Annotated in this window: 16 protein-coding genes; 4 read left to right on the plus strand and 12 right to left on the minus strand. The window is 70.6% G+C overall.

Annotated elements, in window-relative coordinates; translation table 11 throughout:
- The first annotated feature begins 19 nt into the window (after window positions 1-19).
- Entirely contained in the window at window positions 20-769 is a 750-nt protein-coding gene (locus AUC47_RS04490) for an SDR family NAD(P)-dependent oxidoreductase (RefSeq protein ID WP_096714005.1), read from the plus strand.
- Window positions 762-1103, plus strand: a complete 342-nt coding sequence (locus tag AUC47_RS04495) for a nuclear transport factor 2 family protein (protein WP_096714006.1) — start codon at window positions 762-764, stop codon at window positions 1101-1103. Before AUC47_RS04490 ends, AUC47_RS04495 begins: the two co-directional genes overlap by 8 nt.
- Here AUC47_RS04495 and AUC47_RS04500 read toward each other — a convergent pair.
- The 4 genes from AUC47_RS04500 to AUC47_RS04515 are packed head-to-tail and all read right to left on the minus strand — an operon-like array spanning window position 1093 to window position 5172.
- Window positions 1093-1896 carry an SDR family NAD(P)-dependent oxidoreductase gene (locus AUC47_RS04500; protein ID WP_096714007.1) on the minus strand — a complete coding sequence of 268 codons (804 nt, stop codon included), beginning with the start codon at window positions 1894-1896 and terminating at the stop codon, window positions 1093-1095. The two genes, AUC47_RS04495 and AUC47_RS04500, sit on opposite strands and share 11 nt — an antisense overlap.
- Entirely contained in the window at window positions 1893-2978 is a 1086-nt protein-coding gene (locus AUC47_RS04505) for an enolase C-terminal domain-like protein (protein WP_096714008.1), read from the minus strand. Before AUC47_RS04505 ends, AUC47_RS04500 begins: the two co-directional genes overlap by 4 nt.
- Window positions 2975-3736: an SDR family NAD(P)-dependent oxidoreductase gene (locus AUC47_RS04510; RefSeq protein WP_096714009.1), complete on the minus strand. Its 762-nt coding sequence runs from the start codon at window positions 3734-3736 to the stop codon at window positions 2975-2977. Before AUC47_RS04510 ends, AUC47_RS04505 begins: the two co-directional genes overlap by 4 nt.
- The gene (locus AUC47_RS04515; protein ID WP_179297513.1) at window positions 3733-5172 is read right to left on the minus strand and encodes a hypothetical protein; all 1440 of its coding nucleotides are present in this window, start codon (window positions 5170-5172) and stop codon (window positions 3733-3735) included. Before AUC47_RS04515 ends, AUC47_RS04510 begins: the two co-directional genes overlap by 4 nt.
- A 108-nt stretch (window positions 5173-5280) precedes the next feature.
- Between AUC47_RS04515 and AUC47_RS04520 the strand changes: the two genes are divergently transcribed.
- On the plus strand, window positions 5281-5928 hold the full coding sequence (locus AUC47_RS04520; RefSeq protein ID WP_256999441.1) for a GntR family transcriptional regulator: 648 nt from the start codon (window positions 5281-5283) through the stop codon (window positions 5926-5928).
- Window positions 5929-5933: 5 nt separating this feature from the next.
- The gene (locus AUC47_RS04525) at window positions 5934-6773 is read left to right on the plus strand and encodes an SDR family NAD(P)-dependent oxidoreductase (protein WP_096714011.1); all 840 of its coding nucleotides are present in this window, start codon (window positions 5934-5936) and stop codon (window positions 6771-6773) included.
- Window positions 6774-6885: 112 nt separating this feature from the next.
- Here AUC47_RS04525 and AUC47_RS04530 read toward each other — a convergent pair whose 3' ends face one another.
- The 8 genes from AUC47_RS04530 to AUC47_RS04565 form a co-directional block, all read right to left on the minus strand.
- A complete protein-coding gene (locus AUC47_RS04530; protein WP_179297514.1) occupies window positions 6886-9039 on the minus strand; it encodes a peptidase C14 in 2154 nt (717 codons plus the stop codon).
- Between the two features lie 85 nt (window positions 9040-9124).
- Window positions 9125-10066 (minus strand): hypothetical protein, encoded by a 942-nt coding sequence (locus AUC47_RS04535; RefSeq protein ID WP_096714012.1) that lies wholly within the window; start codon window positions 10064-10066, stop codon window positions 9125-9127.
- Window positions 10063-11085, minus strand: a complete 1023-nt coding sequence (locus tag AUC47_RS04540; protein ID WP_096714013.1) for a hydroxyacid dehydrogenase — start codon at window positions 11083-11085, stop codon at window positions 10063-10065. Before AUC47_RS04540 ends, AUC47_RS04535 begins: the two co-directional genes overlap by 4 nt.
- Window positions 11082-12167, minus strand: a complete 1086-nt coding sequence (locus tag AUC47_RS04545) for a dihydrodipicolinate synthase family protein (RefSeq protein ID WP_096714014.1) — start codon at window positions 12165-12167, stop codon at window positions 11082-11084. The genes AUC47_RS04540 and AUC47_RS04545 overlap by 4 nt, the downstream gene beginning before the upstream one ends.
- A complete protein-coding gene (locus AUC47_RS04550; RefSeq protein WP_096714015.1) occupies window positions 12167-13201 on the minus strand; it encodes an NAD-dependent epimerase/dehydratase family protein in 1035 nt (344 codons plus the stop codon). Before AUC47_RS04550 ends, AUC47_RS04545 begins: the two co-directional genes overlap by 1 nt.
- A 19-nt stretch (window positions 13202-13220) precedes the next feature.
- Window positions 13221-14135, minus strand: coding sequence for a carbohydrate ABC transporter permease (locus AUC47_RS04555; protein WP_096714016.1), 915 nt, complete (start codon window positions 14133-14135; stop codon window positions 13221-13223).
- A complete protein-coding gene (locus AUC47_RS04560; RefSeq protein ID WP_096714017.1) occupies window positions 14132-15037 on the minus strand; it encodes a carbohydrate ABC transporter permease in 906 nt (301 codons plus the stop codon). Before AUC47_RS04560 ends, AUC47_RS04555 begins: the two co-directional genes overlap by 4 nt.
- Before the next feature lie 71 nt (window positions 15038-15108).
- Window positions 15109-16347, minus strand: a complete 1239-nt coding sequence (locus tag AUC47_RS04565) for an ABC transporter substrate-binding protein (RefSeq protein ID WP_096714018.1) — start codon at window positions 16345-16347, stop codon at window positions 15109-15111.
- Window positions 16348-16458 lie beyond the last annotated feature (111 nt).

The raw sequence follows: 16458 nt of genomic DNA on the forward strand, positions 1-16458 counted from the left end.
TTTGCTATAGCGTTCAGGTATGACACAGCGACGAGCGCTCATCACCGGCGCGAGCTCGGGCATCGGAACCGCAGCCGCCCTCGAACTCGCCACCGAGGGGTACGCCCTCTGGATCACCTACACCGGGCGCGAGGCCGAAGCCGCCCGCGTCGCCGACGAGTGCCGCGCCGCCGGCTCTCCCGATGTGCACGTGTCACGGCTCGACCTGCGCGATCAGGCGTCGATCGACGCGCTGCTCGCGGAGATCACCGCCGAGTGGGGATCGCTGCACGTGCTGATCAACAACGGCGGCGTCTGCCCCTACACCCCGTACGACGACATCGACGTCGAGGAATGGGACTTCGTGCTCGAGACGAACGTGCGCGGCATGTTCTTCCTCACCCGCGGCGCGCTCCCCCTGCTGCGCGCCGCCGACGGCGACCGCTCCGTCGTCAACCTGTCGTCGATCGCCGGCCAGGTCGGCGCGCTGCAGACCGGACTCCACTACTCCGCGAGCAAGGGAGCGATCCTCGCACTCACGCGCAGCTTCGCTCGGCACCTCGCTCCGGAGGGCATCCGGGTGAACGCCGTCAGCCCCGGGCCCGTCGCGAGCGCCATCACCGATCAGCTGCAGGGCGAGGGACGCGACAGGCTCGCGGCATCCATCCCCCTCGGCGCATTCGGACAGCCGGCCGACGTCGCGTGGATCATCGCCTCCCTCGCCTCCGAGCGGGCGGGCTTCATCACCGGCGCCACGTACGACGTCAACGGAGGAGTGCGCATTGACTGACAGCATCCGCTCGGCGGCGCTCACCGTGCAGGCCCAGCTCGACGCGTTCAACGCGCACGACCTCGACGCGTTCGTCGCGACCTACGCGGCGGATGCCGTGATCACCGGCGTCGCACCGGAGCCGATCGTCGGCACGGCGGCGATCCGCGCGTTCTACGAACCCCGGCTGCAGAACCCCGAGCTGTCGTGCGTGATCGAGAACGCCGTGCTGTTCGGCTCGCGATGGGTCGTGGCCCAGGAGCAGGTCGTGAACGCGGGCGTCGCCACCGAGACCATCGCGACCTTCGACGTGGTCGACGGTCTCATCGCCCGGGCCTCGCTGCTCAAGGCCTGAGTCGACCGTCGAAGCGGGCGCGGAGCGCCGGGTCGACGACGACCTCGCCGAAGGACGCCGTCCACGCGCCGTCGACCGCGATCGACTGCCCCGACAGATACGGCGCCTCGTCGGAGAGCAGGAACGCCGCGACAGCCGCGACCTCCTCGGCTCGGGCGACCCGGCCCATGGGCGGCCCCTCCGCGAGCGCGCGCTCTGCAGCCACCGGGTCGGAGGATGCCGCGATCTGCGCCTCGAGGTGCGGCGTGCGCACGCCACCCGGCGCGACCGTGTTCGCACGTATGCCGAGTCCGCCATATGTCACGGCCACACTGCGGCTGAGCGCGTCGATGCCACCCTTCGTGAACTCGTACGCCGCGTGGTCGACGAAGCTGGAGCGGCCGTGGATCGACCCGACGTTGACGATCGCACCCGCGACGCCCTGGGCGAGGAACGACGAGACCGCCGCCGAGCATCCCCAGACGTACCCGAGGCCGTTGATGTCGAGGATCTCGCGCACCACCGTCTCGTCGAGCTCGTGCAGGGGTGTGCGCTTGGTGATGCCCGCGTTGTTGACCCAGCCGCGCAGGGGCGCGTAGGCGAGGGCGGCGTCGGCGGCACGCTCGTGGACGCTGCGGTCCGCAGCATCCCCCGCCACGACCTGGGCGACGATCCCCTGCTCGACGGTGCCCGACCCGGCGGACCGCTCGAGCCCCACCACCGTCCACCCGTCGGCGGTCAGCCGTTCGGCGATCGCCCGGCCGATGCCCTTGCCGCTGCCGGTCACGACGGCGCTCCTCGGCGCGGATGTCATGGTCGCTCCTCTCGGTCGAAGGCGAAGACGGCCGGGTCGAGGCCGAATCCGAGTCCCGGACCGCCGGCGGGACGGACGTCGCCCGCGAACGTCGGCCCGCCCGTCACGAAGCTCGGCGCGGGGTCGTACGGATTCACTCCGCGAGCGAACGTCTCCACCTCGATCCCGAGGTGGGCGGTGACCTCCGGGTACACGTGCCCGGACACCCGGATGCCGCGCTCCGCCGCCCACGACACGATCTCGCGCGCGGGAGTGATGCCGCCGATCGCGACGACGTCGAGGCGCAGCACATCGACCCCGCCCTGCTCGACGAGCGCACGCAGCACGGCGGGGTCGGTGACCTCGTCGCCGACCGACAGCGGCAGCCCGCTCTCGGCCCGGATCCGTGCGCATCCCGCTGCATCCTCGGGCAGGAGCGGATCCTCGAGCCAGGCGAGGTCGGGCGCTCCCCACTGCGCGATCTCGGAGAGCGCCTCGTCGGCGTCCTGCCATCCGAAGCCCACATCGACCACGAGGCCCGTCTGCCGCGGCAGCTCCGCACCGAGGATCACGAACAGCTCGCGCATGTATGCCGGATCGGGAATGCGCGACACCTTGACCTGCGCCCATCCCGCGGCCTGGCGCAGAACCTCGTCGGCGACGTCGCGAGGAGTGCGCTGCGGCGAGGGGTACGCCGCGACGAGCATCGCGCGACGAGGGGCGTCGCCGGTCCCGAGGAGCTGCCACAGCGGCACCCCCGCCCGGCGAGCGGCGATGTCCCACAGGGCGATGTCGACGAGGCCGATCGCGCGCCGCACGAGGCCCACTCGTCCGACGATCGCGCTGCCCCGCAGCATCCGGTCCCACGCGGCCGACGGATCGTCGGCATCCGCCCCGATCGCGTGCGGAGCGACCAGGCGGTCGACGATCTCGGCCATCGGCGCCTCCCGCGACAGGCAGTACGCGACGCCGGTCGTGCCGTCGGCGTCGGACACGCGCACGGCGCTGTACTCGCGACGGGTCACCGTCATGGCACCGAGGTGCAGCGGAGCAGGAAGCGGCAGCACCGCCGTCGCGGTGTCGACCCGTGCGACCGCCGTCATTCGGGCCTCTTCGCGAGCGGCACGCCGTAGTCGACCAGGAACCCGCCGTCGACGTAGAGCGTCTGGCCGTTCATGTAGCGCGACTGATCCGAGACGAGGAAGCTCACGGCATCCGCGATCTCACTCGCCTCCGCGAGACGACCCGCCGGGATGCGCGACAGGATCGTGTCGAGGCTCAGCGTGCCCTGCTCGACACCCTGGCGGAACACGCCCGTGTCGACATAACCGGGTGCGACCGCGTTCACGCGCACCCCGCGGGCCGCCCATTCCGCCCCCGCGGTCGACGTGAGACCGATCACCGCGGCCTTCGTCGTCGCATACGGTGCGCGGCCGGCGGAACCTCGCGACGAGATCGACGAGATGTTCACGATCCGGCCGGCGCCGCGCGACAGCATCCGTCGTCCGGCTGCCTGCAGCGCCGAGAACACGCCGTGCAGGTTCACGTCGACCACCGCCGACCACTCGTCCCACGAGAGGTCTTCGATCGCGCGATGGCGCTGGATGCCGGCATTGTTCACCAGCACCTCGATCGGCCCCAGCTCCGCCTCGATGGCCCCGAAGACCCGATCGGTCGCATCGTGGTCGGCGACGTCGAGCTCGCGCCACAGCACGCCGGCGCCCGCATCGGATGCCGTGAGGCCCGGCACCCGGTCGGCGGCGACGACGCGATAGCCGTCTGCGACGAGGCGGCGTCCGATCTCCCAGCCGATGCCGGCGGATCCTCCCGTGACGATGGCGACGGGGGCGTGGTCTGTCATTTCTCTCCTCTGGTCGGGGCGGATGCGGCTGGCACGGATGGCGCGTGCGGGGCACTCGCGAGGAGGGCCGCGACGACCTCGCAGGCGTGCTCCTCGAGAAGCTCGAGGCAGCCCGCGGCGAGGGGCGTCTGCCAGGCCTGATACGCGCCTCGTTCGTACGCCTCTCGCGTCGGCAGGTACACGAAGCCCGGGCCGTTCGTGAGGTTCATCACCACGATCGGGACGTCGGGAAACCGGGCGCGCAGCGTCGTCTGCAGCCGCGAATACGCCTCGCCGGGGTGGCCGACGATCACCGCATGCCCCCACCGCCAGGCCCACACGGGGTGCGGGACGGTGGGCCCGTCGATGTACCCCTCGCGGAGGTTGCGGGCACGGCCCAGCCGCTCGTCGCGCGAGCGCGGATCGATGTCCTTCCACTCCTCGGCGAGCTGATCGAGCGTGGGCAGGTCGCGGAGCGGCAGATCGACCGTCGTCGTCGAGCCCGCGGCATCCTCCCCTCCGTCCCCCGGGCGTCCCTGCCAGATCGCAAGCGGTGCGCCGGACTCGACGACCCCGCCGAGGGTCAGCTCGTCTCCGGGCAGCGGCAGGCCGTCGAGGGCCGAGAGCACCGCGTGTCCGAGCGATCGTCCGTGTCGGTCGGCCACGGCGACATCGCCGGTGTACTGCTCGCGCGGCGCGAGCTCGCCCGACGCTCCCTGCACGAACAGGCACGGCGCTCCGGTCGCCGTCTCGACGATCTCGCGCATCGCGCCGACGTAGTCGGGAGACAACTCGCGGTTCTGCCACGCGAGCGTGGTGGGGTGGCACGCGTAGTTCACGATCGTCGCGCGCACCGCCCCGCCGACGCTCACCCGTCCGATCGTCACGGTGTCGTCGGCGGCGACGCCCGGGTTCCAGCCCACGAGGGCCCGGCCGTCGACGTCGAGTTCGCGATCGGCGGCGAGGTCGCAGCGCCCGGTCGTCCACTCGATGAGGCCGGGTCGGGCGGAGTCGAGCGCATCACGGCCGGCCGCGATGCCCTGCTCTGCAAGGGTCTCGAGGTATCCGGGGATCAGCTCGCCGCCTTCGAGGTGCGCGTCGGCCGCGCACAGCACCGCGCCGGCGTGCGTGTGCGAGAGCGACAGCATGAGTTGATCAGCGTCGAGGCCGAGCCCGTCGAGGATGGCCCCTCGCACCCCGAGCTCGTCGGCCACCCGTCGCCACCATGTGCCGTCGACCGCGAGCAGCACACGCGCGCGCCCGTCGCCACCGGTCACCGCGAGCGCGGTCAGTTCGAAGGGCCGATGCGCGCCCTCCGCGCGCTCCCAGTCGGCGGGTCCCCAGTTCTTCGCGCGGATGCCGACCGGCGGGGTCACATCGCGCCTGCCCACGCCGACGAGCGCCGACGTGCGCGGGACGCGGATGCTGTCGCCGATCGCGAGCGGGGCGGTGGTCATGCGGACTCCTTCGGGTGTGCAGGGGGAGGGAATGCCATAGCATCGAGCGGAGCGCCCCGGCATCCGCTGACGGCGTCGCGCATCGAGGAGGGCACACGAGTGCGCAGCGTGTCTGACCAGAACATCGCCGAACAGGTCGCCGACGAACTGCGCTCCGCGATCCATTCCGGGGAACTCGCTCCCGGCGAGAGACTCGTCGAGCGGAAGCTGGCGGAACGGCTCGGCGTGAGCCACATCCCCGTGCGCGAAGCGCTCACGAGGCTCGCGCAGGAACGCCTCGTCGTGCACGAACCGCGCCGCGGAGCCCGCGTGGCCGCGCTCACCGCCCGCGACCTGGAGGAGATCTCGAGCCTGCGGATCGTGCTCGAGCAGTTCATGGCCGTCCGCGTGCAGGAGCGGTGGGACGAGGAGGCGGCCGCGCGCCTCGGCTCCGTGGTCGAGGCGATGGCGGCGGTGCCCGAGGGCGACATCGCCGAATTGCTGCGGCAGGACCGGCTGTTCCACGAGACGCTGTCGGAGCTCGCCGACCACCGCTTCCTCGACGAGGTCACCTCGCACCTGCGCGGCCGGGTCGCCGGGTTCCTGCACGCGGCGAACTCCGCTCTCGACCCCGCCGAGCAGGAGGAGCACGTGCGCAGCCACCAGCGGATCGTGGACGCGATCGCCGGCGCCGACCCCGGGACCGCTCGCGCCGTGATCGCCGAGCACGTGACCAGAGCAGCCCAGCGCATCACCCCGACCGACGCGGAGGCATGACCCCCATGACGAAGACCATCGTGATCACGGGAGCGTCCGACGGCATCGGTGCCGCCGCCGCTCGGCAGCTCGCGGATTCCGGGCACCGGCTGCTGCTCGTCGGTCGATCGGCCGAGAAGACCGGCGCGGTGGCCGACGACACCGGCGGCGAGGCGCTGACCGCCGATTTCGCGCGACTCGACGACGTGCGGGCGCTGGCCGGTCGGATCGACGACCTCCTCGGCGACGACGGCCTCGACGTGCTCGCCAACAACGCCGGCGGCATCTTCGGCGACCGCACCCCCACCGTCGACGGACACGAGAAGACCATCCAGGTCAACCATCTCGCACCGTTCCTCTTGACGAACCTGCTCCTGCCCCGACTGCTGCGCAGCCGAGGGGCCGTCATCAACACGTCGAGCGTCGGGCACCGCCTGTTCGGCGACCTCGACGTCGACGACCTCGACAACGAGCGGCGCTTCAGCGCGAACAAGGCCTACGGCGACGCCAAGCTCGCGAACGTCCTCTTCGCGAAGAGCCTGCACACGCGGTTCCATGCCGACGGGCTCAGCGCGGTCGCCTTCCACCCCGGCACCGTTCGGACGAACTTCGCGGCCGACTCGTCGAGCCTCATGCGCCTCGTCTACCGCAGCTTCCTCGGCCGGCTCATACTCACGGGCGTCGAGGAGGGCGGCAGCATCCTGCGCTGGTTCATCGAGGGCACCCCCGACGAGACCTGGTTCTCGGGCGCCTACTACGACGAACGCACCCTCTCGAACCGCGTCAATCCGCAGGTCGACGACCCTGCCCTCGCCGAGGCGCTGTGGCAGAAGAGCGCCGAGCTCGTCGGCATCCCGGCATCCTGACCTCGCGCGCCCGCGCGGCTGCGAAGGAGATCTCTCATAACGAAGGAGCGGACGGGGCATCTGCTCCTTCGTTACGCGAGATCTCCTGCACAGCACGGGGCGACCAGGATGCTCAGACCGCGATGTTCGCGGTGTCGACGACGCGGTCGCCCTCGGCGGGGAACCCCATGCGGGTGACGCCTGATTCGACGTTGCCGGTGTGCAGGAGGGTCGACTCCGAGCCGAAGGCGCCGTCAGCGAGTTCGAGCGCGCCGCCCTCGAAGCGGTTGCCGACCGCGCGGTAGTGCGTGACCCCGGTCTTCAGCGAGACGTGCGTCGCCGACCCCTCCGCGCGCAGGGTGCTGTCGCTCACGGTCAGGTGCAGCGGCCCGGCGCCGGTCCGCGTCACCCCGGTGCCACCCTTCAGCAGGACGTCCGACCCGGCGATCTCGACGGCCTGACGCTCGCCGCGGGCGGCAGCGATGCGGGCGTTTCGCAGCGTGGACCCCTCGAAGCGCAGGCGCTCGGATGCCGAGGTGATCGGCGCCGCGTCGTCGGCCGCGGTGAGCGTCGACCCGCGGAACGTGACGGCTCCTGGTCCGGTGATCTTCATGCCGCCGACGCCGCTGAGCACGGTGTCGACGAAGGTCACGGGCGTGGTGACCGCCGCGCTCGTGAGCTCGCCGGGGGCGACGAACGTGAAGTGCGAGTCGGCGATCACGTTCGGCCGAGCCGACGCATCGGACTGCTGCGTGATGATCAGGGTGTCGGATGCCGTGCAGCCGCGCAGCTGCGCCCCGTCGGCGTTGATCCACAGCATTCCGGAGCCGGAGAGCGAGGGCTTGCCGATCACCTGCACGTCTTCCAGGGTGAGATCGGTGATGCGCACCCTGGCGACGAACCACGAGCAGACGTGCTTGCGCACCGTGATGCGCTTGGCCGCCGAACCCCAGGCCGCGCCCGAGTTCGCGAACGTCATGAGCCCCGAGTTCCCGGTGTAGGTGAGGTCGTGCTCGTACTGGCCGTGCGTCACGAACGGTCCCTGATCGTCGCCGTCGCCGTGGCAGTTCTCGACGAGGCAGTAGGCGCTGGCGGTGAAGTCGTTGAGGTGCCGGGCGTTCGAGGTGTGGCAGTTCGCCACGTAGCCGTACAGGCAGTAGATCTGCTGCGTCAGGTACCCGGCACCGCCCCATGTGACCGACGTCGGGTTCGAGAGGTTGCAGCTCTCGGTGGTGAAGTACGTGTTCCAGCGGCGCTGGATGAGTGGCCAGAACGTCGCGGTCCCGTCGATGTGGTCGACGTCGCAGCGCACCGCGTACTCGAACGCGAGCGGGTGCGAGCCGGTGTACTCGTCGGCCCCGCCGCCCAGGAATCGCAGGTTCGACACGGTCACGTCGTGCACGGGCTTCACGAGCCGCCACGTGATCGTGCGGTCCTTGCCGAGCGGCCAGCCGTTCTTGTAGTTGACGCGGATGTGGGTGCCGTCGACGATCTGGGTCACCTGCACGAGCCGCTGCAGCTCGCGCTCCCACCGACCGGCCAGGCCGTTCACCTCCGCGGCGTACCAGCTGCCCACGGCGAAGAACGACGAATCGGCGACCGGGAAGACGTCGGCCAGGTCGGGCACGGTCTCTCCGAGCTTCGCCTCCTGCACGGCATCCGTCACCTCGCCGCGGAAGAACATGACCGCGGCGAACGGGTCGTCCTTGGGGGCGTTCTCGATGCCGACGGTGGTCATGAGGTTGTTGCCGAAGTCGAAGGCCAGGTTCGAGCGGGTGAAGCGGTGCCGTCGCACGAAGTTCAGGTCGGTGTGCGCCTCGATGCGGTGGATCGAGAGGTCTCCGACCATCGCGTCGAGGGCGTCGTCGGCGGGCGCGGAGGCGTCGAACAGCCCGAACTGCCGGAACTCCACGACGCCGGAGTGCACGAGCAGCCACGCGCCCTCCTTCTTCGCGGCGAGCACGGTACCCCCGTTCACGGCCGGTGCGTCCTTCTTCACGAAGCGGTAGAGCCCGTGTCCGCCGTCGCCCGGTGCCGCGTACCCGGACGTGCGCACGAGATCGCCGTCCTTGCCCTTGAGCCCGGCGAGGTCGGCGGCGGTCCCGGCGTTGCCGACGGCCTTCGACGTCGCGGCGCTCAGCGGAGCAACCGGACCAGCGGCCTGCGCGGGCGCGTGGCTCGCGACCGCCGCCACCCCGCCCAGCGCTGCGGCCCCGAAGCCGGCGAGCAGCATCCGCCGGCTGCGGAACGCGGCGGTCTCGGTCCTGTCCTCGTTCGTGATCGTCATGCTGTCGTCCCTTCGTGCGGCGGCATCGCCGCTGTCGGGCGTGCGACCGGCCGGTCGGCACGCGGCATCCGGTACATCTCCTGCGTCACCACGAATCCCCGCCGTCACCGGAGCGCGCGAGCTGCGCTGCGCGCACGGTGTTCTCGACGACGACCTGCGCCGAACGCCACGGGGCGACGACGCGTCGATCAGCACTCGCATCGAGCAGAGCGCCGATCAGTCCCTCGAAGCCGAGGGCAGCATGGGGGTTCTCCACATCGAGCACGCACGAGCGGAGCCCGTCGGTCGTGACGACGTCGATCGCATAGGCATCCGGACCGGGGGTCCCCGACAGCGACACCTGCACGGGCAGCTCGCGCCCGCCGACGAAGACGCGGACGTCGAGGCCCGCGACATCCTCCGAGTGCGGCGATCCCGCGGCCTGGCGCGTCCAGCCGGTGCCCGAGGTCAGCCGCGCGCCGGGCAGCACGACGTCGACCATCTCCCAGGCGTGCACGCCCACGGTCGCCAGGATCCCGCCTCCGAGGTCCGGCGCGTCCTGCCAGTTGCGCTCCGGCGTACGGAACCCGGCCGCGTCGTGCTGCGCCCGCACTCGCACAGCGAGCACCTCGGCGTGCTCGACCTCGGCGCGGAGCGCGGCGAGCGCGGGGGCGAACCGCAGCACCGAGCTCGTTCCGACGAGCGCGGGGTCCGCGGCATCCGACCACTCGTGGAGCTGCGCCGAGGTGGCGGCCACGACCTTGTTCACGAACACGGGTGTCACGCCGTCCTGCAGCACCCGGATCAGCGCCGCCGCCTCGTGCGTCCGCGGCGTGGCGATCACGAGATCCGGACCGAGCGCGAGCAGGTCGGCCGGTGAGCCGACGGATGCCGTGCCGTGCCGCCGCGCGAAAGCCGCCGCCGCGACGTGGTCGTCGTCGTGCACGCCCACGACCTCGCCGCCGAGTCCACGGACGTGGGTCGCATCCGTGTCGGGGTGGGAGTGCGCGAGACCGGCGAAGGCCACGCGCTGCGGCGACGTCGTCATGCCATCGACGCCAGTCGGGCTCGATCGACGGCTTCGACCAGCGGCCGGCCCTCCGCGAAGGCGGTGATCTCGTCGGCCACGATGCGGCCCTGGCGCAGACGCCCCTCGACCGTGCCGGCGGCGCGGTGCGGGGTGAGCAGCACGTGCGGGAGTCCGCGGAAGGGGCTGGTGGCCGGCAGCGGCTCCTCGTCGAACACGTCGATCGCTGCACTCAGGCGTCCGCTGCGCACCTCGTCGAGCAGCGCCGCCTCGTCGACCAGCCAGGAACGAGCCGTGTTCACGAGTCCGGCGCCGTCTGGCATGAGTGCGAGCTCGCGTCGCCCGATGAGGTGGCGGGTCTCGGGCAGGGTGGGCGCGTGCACCGCGACGATGCGGGCTCGGCGCAGCGCCTCGTCGAGCGGCAGCAGCTCGGCGCCGAGAACAGCGGCCTGCGCGGCGTCGAGGGTCGGATCGACGAGCAGGGGCTCGGCCCCGAGCAGCCGGACGAGCTCGAGGTACGCGCGCCCCGTGCGCGAGGCGCCGATCACCGCGATCGGCGCCCCGAGGATCTCGTGCTGCGGGCCAGCGGCACCGGCGTCGTCCCAGTCCGCCGAGTCGCGCAGGGCGTTGTGCATGCTCGGGATGCGGTGCAGCAGCGCCATCGTGAACGCCAGCGCCACCTCGGCCACCGGTCGGGCCATCGCCGCACCGGCCTGCGTCACGACCACGCCGCGGTCGAAGAGCGCGTCGGTCGCGAAGGCCTTCACCGATGCGCCGATGTGCGCGACGACCTGCAGGTTCGGGAGCCGTGCGAGCAGCGCCTCGTCGAACGGCGGAGCGCCCCAGCTGGTCAGCACCACGCGGGCATCGTCGAGTCGGGCATCGTCGAGTCGGGCGTCGTCGAGTGCGTCGACCCGCGCGAAGGCACCGCCGAGCGCGCGTGCCGCGGCGTGCAGGCGCTGCTCGTCGTCGCGCGAGAACAGCTCGGCGAACAGCGGTGCCGGCACAGCGGCCACGACGACGACCGGTGCGGCGCTCATGCCAGCCAGGCCTCGAGGTGCTCGGCGATGAAGGCGTCGTCGTTCAGGTCGGGGTAGGCCAGGCGCACGCGGCGGATCTCCTCGGCCTGCCCGGGCGAGAGCCCTTCGGCGGGATCGAGGCACCAGGTGCCCTCGAGCAGGCCCTGCTGGCGCAGCAGCTCGTGCACCCCGGCGATCACGCCGTGGAAGTCGTTGCCCGGATCGAACACGGCCTGGTTCACATCGACCATGTCGGACGCGACGAGCCCCAGTTCGCGATAGGCGACGGCATCCCCCTCCATCGCCGTCCTCGCCCGGGCGAGCAGGTCGACCGCGGCCTTGGTACCCACGGCCCATTGCCCCAGCAGCCCGCCGACGAAGCGCAGCGTGCGCGGGCCGTCCGGCGACTCGACGTGGAACTCCGACAGCAGGTCGGCGACGATCGCGTCGTCGTTGCCCGTGTACAGGGCGATCTCGTCGGCGCGGCCGGAGGCGGCGACGCCGCGCACCAGCTCCAGGGTGCGGTACCGGTCGAACGGCGCGGCCTTGACCGCCACGACCGCGGGGATCGCGGCGAACTCGCGCCAGAACTGCCGATCGAGCACAGGACCGCCGATCGCGGTCTGCAGGTAGAAGCCGACGATCGGCAGCACCTCGCCCACCGCGCGCGCCCGGTCGAGCAGAGCCCGATCGTCGGCGCCGGCGACCCGCGGGCTCACGAGCACCGCGTCGTAGCCGAGAGAGCGCGCGAGCTCGGCCTCGGCGACGGCCTGCGCGGTGTCGCCGGCCACGCCGGCGATGCGCACGACACCGGAGTCGGCCCGTGCGTCCATCTCCTCCGCCGCGAGCGCGAGCACCGGCTCGAACAGAGCATGCTCGGGGTCGCGGATCTCGAACTGGGTCGTGTGCACGCCCACCGCGAGGCCGCCGGCTCCCGCATCCAGGTAGTACCGGGTCAGAGCGCGCTGGCGGCGCTCGTCGAGCGTGCGATCGGCGGTCAGGGCGAGCGGATGCGCCGGGATCACGGCCCCCTGCGCGAGGGTCGCGGCGGCCTCCGCGCGGAGCACCGGCACGGTCGAGGCGTGCGCAGCGTACCCGCGCATCAGAACCTGCCGTCCCGCACGGCCCACTTCGTGGGCTTGGCGATCATCGGAAGTCCGGCGGTGATCCACTCGGCCTGCAGACCGATCAGCGTCTCGGCGGCGACGGACGGGTAGCCGAACAGCGCCATGCAGCGGCGGGCGTCGCTGAGGAGCGCGGTCGGCTGCGGCTCGTCGACGAGCGTCACCTCGCGCTCGAACAGCTCGCCGAAGCGCCGGGCGATCGACTCGACGCTCAGCAGTTCGGGACCGGTCAGGTTGATGGTGAACGGGTCGGTCGAGGCGTGCACGAGGCTGCGCAGCACGACCTCGTTCGCATACCCCTGCCACACCACGTTGACGTTCGCCGTCGCGAGAGACACGGGCTGACCCGCATGCACGGCGCTGCCGATGTCGGCGAGCACCCCGTAGCGCAGGTCGATCGCGTAGTTGAGTCGGATGATCGCCACGCGGGTGCCGCGCTCCTGCGCGCCGAACTCGAAGACGCGTTCGCGCCCGAGGCACGACTGCGCGTACTCGCCGATCGGCGCCGGCGTCAGCTGCTCGGAGGCGCCGCCGGACGCGGCGGGCACGAACGGATACACGTTGCCGGTCGAGAGCACCGAGATGGCGCTGTCGCGGTAGCGCCGAGCGACGCGGTCGGGCAGAGCGGCGTTGACCTCCCACGCCCATGACGCATTGGTCGCCGCCCCGAACTTGGCCCCCACCATGAACACGACGTTCGGGGCGTCGGGAAGGCCGCTGAAGTCGTCGTTCTCGATGAGGTCGAACGGCACGACGATGACACCGGTAGCGTCGAGGCGCTCGCGGATCTCGGCGTCGCCGAACCGCGACACCGCGTAGACGGCATCCTTCTCCCGCCCTGCGGCGTCCATGCCCCGACGCGCGAGCATCGCGAGGGTCGGGCCCATCTTGCCGCCTGCGCCGAGGATGACGAGGTCGCCCGAGCCCTGGGCCAGATCGGCGATGAGCGCGTCAGAGGGTGTCGAGAGGACCTCCTCGAGCTGCGCCTCCGAGGTGAATGCGTGCTGAGTCACGTGGTGATTCCCTTTCTTCTCAGCCCTTGATGCCCGTGCCGGTGACGCCCTCCTGCACGTACCTCTGGGCGATGAGGTAGGCGAGGAAGATGGGCAGCAGTGCGACGACGGATCCGGCGAGCATGGTGCTCAGCGGCACGTTCTGCTGCTGCAGAGACGAGATGCCGACGGTGAGCGTGAACATCGAGTTGGACTTCGCGATGATGAGCGGCCACAGGAAGTCGTTCCAGTGCCAGAGGAACACGAAGATGCCGAGGGTCGCGAGAATCGGCTTGCACAACGGCAGCACGATGCGCAGGAAGATCCGGAACTCGCCTGCGCCGTCGATGCCGGCGGCCTCGAAGAGCTCGTCGGGCAGCCCCTGGATGAACTGCCGCATGAGGAACACGGCCTGCGCATTGGCGAGCGTCGGCAGGATGAGGCCCCAGTAGGTGTCGATGCCGCCCAGATTCGCCATGAGGATGAAGGTCGGGATGAGGGTGACGTGGAACGGCACCATCACCATCGCGAGGAACGACCAGAACATCACCTCCTTGCCGGCGAACCGCTTCTTGGCGAAGGCGTATCCGGCCATCGCCGAGAGGAACAGCACGGCCACCACCGACACGAGGGAGTAGATGACCGTGTTCCACAGCCAGCCGAGGATGTTCTGGCCGCCGAGCACCTGCTCGTACGACTCGAACGAGATGTCGGTCCACGGCAGCAGCGAGCCGGGGAGCTCGACCACCAGCCCCGGCTTGAGGCTCAGCACGACCATCGCGTAGAAGGGGAAGAAGCTCAGGATGCCGGCGATGCTCAACCAGATCCACCGCACGACCACACCCATGCGGCTCGGTTCGAGGGCTCGGAACGACCGATGGCGGCGCGGCGCGGCCGGCTTCTTCGGGGGCGCCGAGACCGGCGTCTGCGTGGGCGGCTGGATCAGGGCGGTCATTTCTGCTTTCCGATCACGAGGCGCTGGATGAGGGCGACCGCGAGGGTCATGATGAACAGGGCGACGCCGACCGCGGCCGCATAGCCGTAGTCGAAGTACCGGAAGCCCTGGTCGTACAGCAGGTAGACGAGCGAGTAGCTGGCGTTCGCTGGACCGCCCTGGGTCATGACGTAGATGACGTCGAAGACCTGGAAGGCCGCGGTCGTCTCGATCACCGCGAGGAAGAAGAAGGTGGGGCGCAGGTACGGGAACACGATGTACCGGAAGCGGTTCCACGCGTTCGCGCCGTCGACCAGCGCGGCCTCCTCGAGCTCCCGAGGCACATCCTGCAGCGCGGCGATGACGATCATCATCCCGTAGCCGAACCGCGACCAGACGCCCACGACGACGATCGCGGGGATGACGAGCACGGTGCTGCCGAGCCACGAACCGCCGAGTCCCAGCGGAGCCATGAGCTGCGACCAGGGGCCGTTGCTCGAGAAGATCCAGACGAAGATACTCCCGGCGAGCACGAGCGAGGTGATGACCGGCAGGAAGAAGATCGAGCGGAAGAACCGTGCGCCGCGGAACGCGCGCCGCACGCCGAGCGCCATGATCGTCGACAGCGCCAGCGAGATCGGAACCGCGAAGACCGTGTAGATGAGGGTGGTGCCCATCGCCCGCCAGAACAGCGGATCGGCGACGAGACGCTGGAAGTGATCGAGACCCCGCCACGCCACCTCGCCGGAGATGTCGTAGTCGAAGAAGCTCAACGCGACCCCGGCGATGCTCGGACCGAACCGGAACGCAATGAAGAGCAGGAACGCGGGGAGCACGAACAGGAACGCCACGCGCCCCTCGCGCCTGGCCAGCACCCGCGCCACCCGACCCGGTGGTCGCTTCGCGATGGTTGCCGTCGTCATCAGGAGACCTCACCTCGGTGATGGAAGGGGGACGGGGGTGCACGGCGATCGTCGCGCACCCCCGATGGGGGCTACTTGATGAGCGGGGCGGCCGCGCTCGCGGCATCCTTCAGCGCATCGGCCGGCGACTTCTGGCCGAGCAGCGCCGCCTGGATCTCGGGCGCGAGTACGCCCATCAGCGCGCGGGAGCTCGCATTCAGCTCGCCCACTGTCGTGTCGGGGACGTACTTCTCGACCTCGCCGAGCAGCGGGTCGTCGGCGTACAGCGGCTCCGTGGTGCTGAGAGCCGAGAAGTAGCCGGCCGCCGTCAGGTACGGCTCGACGACATCGGCGCTCGTCGCGTACTCGGCGAAGGCCGCCGCGGCATCCTGCGCCTTCGAGCCCTTGAGCACCGAGAGCGAGCCGACCGTTCCGTACGCCACCGACTCTTCGTCGGTGAGCGGTGCGAGCACCTTGACGTTCTCCTCGCCCCAGAACGGTGCGACCTCGGTCACGCCGTTGTTCCAGGTGCACGCGACCTTGCCCTGGGCGATCGCGGTCTGCTCGAGCGGGACGTTGGTGGTGAGCGCCTCGGGGTCGAGCGCGCCGGCCGCGGCGAGGTCGGTGATGAAGGTCAGTGCCTCCTCGCCCGCCTTGCTGTCGAACCCCACCTCGCCCTCGTCGGTGTATACCGCGCCGCCCGCCTGCCACAGCAGCGGGTAGAAGGTGAGGTTGAGGGTGTTCTCGGCCGAGGCGGGGTAGTTCAGCACGTACATGTCGGCCGCCGTGAACTTCGGGGCGATGTCGACGATGTCGTCCCACGTCTCGGGGTACTCGGTGACGCCGGCCGCCTCGAACGCGGCGGCGTTGCAGATGAGCGGCTGCGCGCTCGTGAGGATGGGGGCGCCGAGGATGTCGCCGTCGATCGTGACGGAGTCCTTGACGTTCGGGAGCAGATCGTCCTGGCGCTGCTCACTGAGCAGATCGTTCAGCGGTGCGATCGACTTCTGGTACGCGGCGAGCTGATCGGGGATCAGGTAGACGACGTCCGGACCCTTGCCCGCGGCGATGGCCGTCTGCAGCGCCTCGTCGCGGTTCGCCCACGGGAAGATCTCGTAGGAGACGTTGATCCCCTCGTTCTCCTTCTCGAAGTCGGCGATCGTGGAGTCCCAGAACTCCTTGTGAGCCGCCTCGTCGGCGATGACCGGGTACAGCCAGACAGTGATGTCCTGCTCGCCCTCTGCGGTGGTGCCTCCGCCGGCCGAACATCCGGCCAACAGGGTGGCGGCCGCGATGCCCGCGGCGACGCCGGTGAACTTGCTGACGCGCATGGTGCTCCTTTGCTCATACCGTGCTGAGTACGGTTTATTATGACATCGGGTTGGGATAATTAGTCAAGTACAACTTCTCAAGCTGTTGTTACAGCCGTGTTTCCGGGAGGA

It is taken from the genome of Microbacterium sp. SZ1, from assembly GCF_002362255.1.
GTDB lineage: Bacteria > Actinomycetota > Actinomycetes > Actinomycetales > Microbacteriaceae > Microbacterium.

Excerpts from the sequence above, each read along its gene's own strand:
- AUC47_RS04505 (WP_096714008.1), bottom strand. The coding sequence starts at position 2,978 with ATGACGGCGGTCGCACGGGTCGACACCGCGACGGCGGTGCTGCCGCTT.
- AUC47_RS04545 (WP_096714014.1), bottom strand. The coding sequence starts at position 12,167 with ATGCGCGGGTACGCTGCGCACGCCTCGACCGTGCCGGTGCTCCGCGCG.
- AUC47_RS04540 (WP_096714013.1), bottom strand. The coding sequence starts at position 11,085 with ATGAGCGCCGCACCGGTCGTCGTCGTGGCCGCTGTGCCGGCACCGCTG.
- AUC47_RS04515 (WP_179297513.1), bottom strand. The coding sequence starts at position 5,172 with ATGACCACCGCCCCGCTCGCGATCGGCGACAGCATCCGCGTCCCGCGC.
- AUC47_RS04565 (WP_096714018.1), bottom strand. The coding sequence starts at position 16,347 with ATGCGCGTCAGCAAGTTCACCGGCGTCGCCGCGGGCATCGCGGCCGCC.
- AUC47_RS04555 (WP_096714016.1), bottom strand. The coding sequence starts at position 14,135 with ATGACCGCCCTGATCCAGCCGCCCACGCAGACGCCGGTCTCGGCGCCC.
- AUC47_RS04510 (WP_096714009.1), bottom strand. The coding sequence starts at position 3,736 with ATGACAGACCACGCCCCCGTCGCCATCGTCACGGGAGGATCCGCCGGC.
- AUC47_RS04490 (WP_096714005.1), top strand. The coding sequence starts at position 20 with ATGACACAGCGACGAGCGCTCATCACCGGCGCGAGCTCGGGCATCGGA.
- AUC47_RS04535 (WP_096714012.1), bottom strand. The coding sequence starts at position 10,066 with ATGACGACGTCGCCGCAGCGCGTGGCCTTCGCCGGTCTCGCGCACTCC.
- AUC47_RS04525 (WP_096714011.1), top strand. The coding sequence starts at position 5,934 with ATGACGAAGACCATCGTGATCACGGGAGCGTCCGACGGCATCGGTGCC.
- AUC47_RS04560 (WP_096714017.1), bottom strand. The coding sequence starts at position 15,037 with ATGACGACGGCAACCATCGCGAAGCGACCACCGGGTCGGGTGGCGCGG.
- AUC47_RS04530 (WP_179297514.1), bottom strand. The coding sequence starts at position 9,039 with ATGACGATCACGAACGAGGACAGGACCGAGACCGCCGCGTTCCGCAGC.
- AUC47_RS04500 (WP_096714007.1), bottom strand. The coding sequence starts at position 1,896 with ATGACATCCGCGCCGAGGAGCGCCGTCGTGACCGGCAGCGGCAAGGGC.